Annotated in this window: 2 protein-coding genes; both read left to right on the top strand. The window is 61.8% G+C overall.

Going from position 1 to position 2,384, the window contains the following annotated elements; translation table 11 throughout:
• Positions 1-565, top strand: a 565-nt coding sequence (locus ACP5E6_RS17865) for a winged helix DNA-binding protein (protein ID WP_427956553.1), incomplete at its 5' end; no start/stop codon positions are given.
• A gap of 34 nt (positions 566-599) precedes the next feature.
• Positions 600-1,877 (top strand): MFS transporter, encoded by a 1,278-nt coding sequence (locus ACP5E6_RS17860; protein WP_427956552.1) that lies wholly within the window; start codon positions 600-602, stop codon positions 1,875-1,877.
• Positions 1,878-2,384: the final 507 nt, after the last annotated feature.

Below are 2,384 nucleotides of genomic sequence, written 5' to 3'. Positions count from 1 at the left end.
AATCGACCGCAGCAAGAATGCCACGCCGGTCGGTAAAACCAACCCCGAGGGCGGCCGCCGGGATCGAGCTCCGGTCGTGTCCTCCGCCCACCTCGCCGCCGGTCGATCCCCCGCATTGTCGGAAGTGGAATTCGGTCTCAACCTCGCCGCGATGGCCTACCAGCGCTGGATGGTCCGCTGCATGGCGGCAGCGGGAATGGCAGGGCTGTCGCCTCTCGAAGTTCTGGTGCTGCACACGGTCCGTCATCGCGACCGGCCCAAGCGCTTCGCGGACATCATGCTCGTCCTCGATATCGAGGAAACCCATCTGGTCACCTACGTCATACGCAAACTGACGAGCGCCGGCCTCGTGACCGTGACGCGCGCCGGCAAGGAAAGGCTGATCAGCGCCAGCCCAACCGGCGTAGATCTATGTGCGCGCTATCGAGAAATCCGCGAGGATCTGCTGGTATCAGCCGTCGAGGCCACCGGGCCCGGCGATGCAATGCTCAGCCAGATTGCAGCACTGCTGCGCGGACTTTCAGGAACCTACAACCAGGCGGCCCGCGCCGCGACTACGCTATGATCCGCCCCCACAAACCCGATCCGGAAGGACGACCATGGCCGATAACAGAATGACGATCGAGCCCGCTCCTCCAATCGCCGAGAGTGGCAGCCTGGCAGCCTTCTTCCGAGCGATGAATCCGAACGAGTGGCGAACGTTCCGGGCCTGCGCCGGCGGCTGGGGCCTCGATGGCATGGATTTCATGCTCTACCCGTTGGTCATCGGCACGATCATGCACCAGTGGGCGGTTGGACCGGGTCCCGCCGGCTTCGCCGCAACCCTGACGCTGCTGGCCTCCGCGATTGGCGGATGGCTCGCCGGCTATGTGTCTGATCGGATCGGCCGTGTGCGGGTTCTACAGATCACCATCCTGTGGTTTTCCGTCTTCAGCCTGCTGTCGGCCTTCGTTCAGAATTTCGACCAGTTGATCGTCTGCCGAGCTTTGCTTGGCTTTGGTTTCGGCGGTGAATGGGCGGCGGGGGCCATCCTGATGGGTGAGACGATTCGCCCGCAATTCCGCGGTCGCGCGGTGGGATCGGTGCAGTCGGCTTGGGCGATCGGCTGGGGACTGGCGGTTCTGGCACAAGCGATCATCTTCTCAATCCTGCCGCCCGCCATCGCGTGGCGCGCGATGTTCGCTGTGGGCGCGCTACCGGCGCTGCTGGTGCTGTATCTGCGTCGCAACGTTGTGGAACCAGAAATCTCCGTCGCCGCGCGCCGGACCGGGTCGCCCGGCATTCTTGCGATTTTCGGGCGTGAAACTATCGTGATCACCCTGCTCGGCGGCCTGCTCTCGACCGGCGCGCAAGGCGGATATTACGCGATCACTTTCTGGCTGCCGACCTTCCTGAAAGTCGACCGTCATCTCAGTGTCGTCGGTAGCACCGGATACCTCGCCATTCTGATCGCGGGCAGCTTCGTGGGCTATCTGACGGGAGCATGGCTATCGGATCGTCTGGGCCGGCGCATGGTGTTCCTGATTTTCTCGGCTGGCGCGATCATCACGATCCTGGCCTATACGCAGCTTACCATTCCGAACAATGCCATGCTTGTGCTCGGCTTTCCGCTCGGATATTTCGCGAGCGGCTATTTCTCGGCGATGGGACCGTTTCTCACCGAGTTGTTCCCCACGCGACTACGGGGCTCGGGCCAGGGCTTCACGTACAATTTCGGTCGCGGTCTCGGCGCCCTGTTTCCCGCCCTGATCGGCTATCTGACCCAGTCGATCGGGTACGGCAATGCGATCGCGATCTTCGCCGTCGCCGCCTACGCACTGTTCTTCCTCGCGGCGTTTGCGCTGCCGGAAACTCGAGGTCGGGTGTTGACTGCGTGAATGTGGCAAAAATACATTCCAGATCCGAAAGAGTCCGGTATTCCCACTCCAACTGCTCGACCTATAGTCAAGTCACTTGATCGCGATGATGTTAGAAGGCCAAAAACGAACGATTTTGGCCATCGCGAAACTGGTGCATTGCAGCCGGTAGGTTTGGCAGGTTCCGTGGGAGAATAAACTAACCCGGACAATTGAACGAGCTCGCTATGGTAGCCTGACCCAAACCAAATGGCCTCCGCAAATCCAGAGCGGTTCACTTTCAACGTGACCGCCTCGGCACGGCGCTGCCGGGTTTCTTGCGGATTGCGCCACACAGCTACACTTACCCCATATTCCGCCCTAAACTATAAGTGCAGTCCCAGCCGCCTTCACCACCGCCTGCAACGCCCCCGGCTCGAACGGCGATTTCAGCCGTGCGGCCTCTCCACCAGCTTGCCGAACGGCGCGGAGCCGCCCAGGCCGCAGAGGTCGACGTAGGTGTCGAAGCTGGCTTTGTAATCCTGCTGC

The sequence above is a fragment of the Acidiphilium sp. genome (assembly GCF_049977125.1).
Lineage (GTDB): Bacteria > Pseudomonadota > Alphaproteobacteria > Acetobacterales > Acetobacteraceae > Acidiphilium.
This window is presented reverse-complemented; position numbering and strand designations above follow the sequence as displayed.

Coding starts and splice junctions, on each gene's coding strand:
- ACP5E6_RS17860 (WP_427956552.1), top strand. CDS start 600: ATGGCCGATAACAGAATGACGATCGAGCCCGCTCCTCCAATCGCCGAG.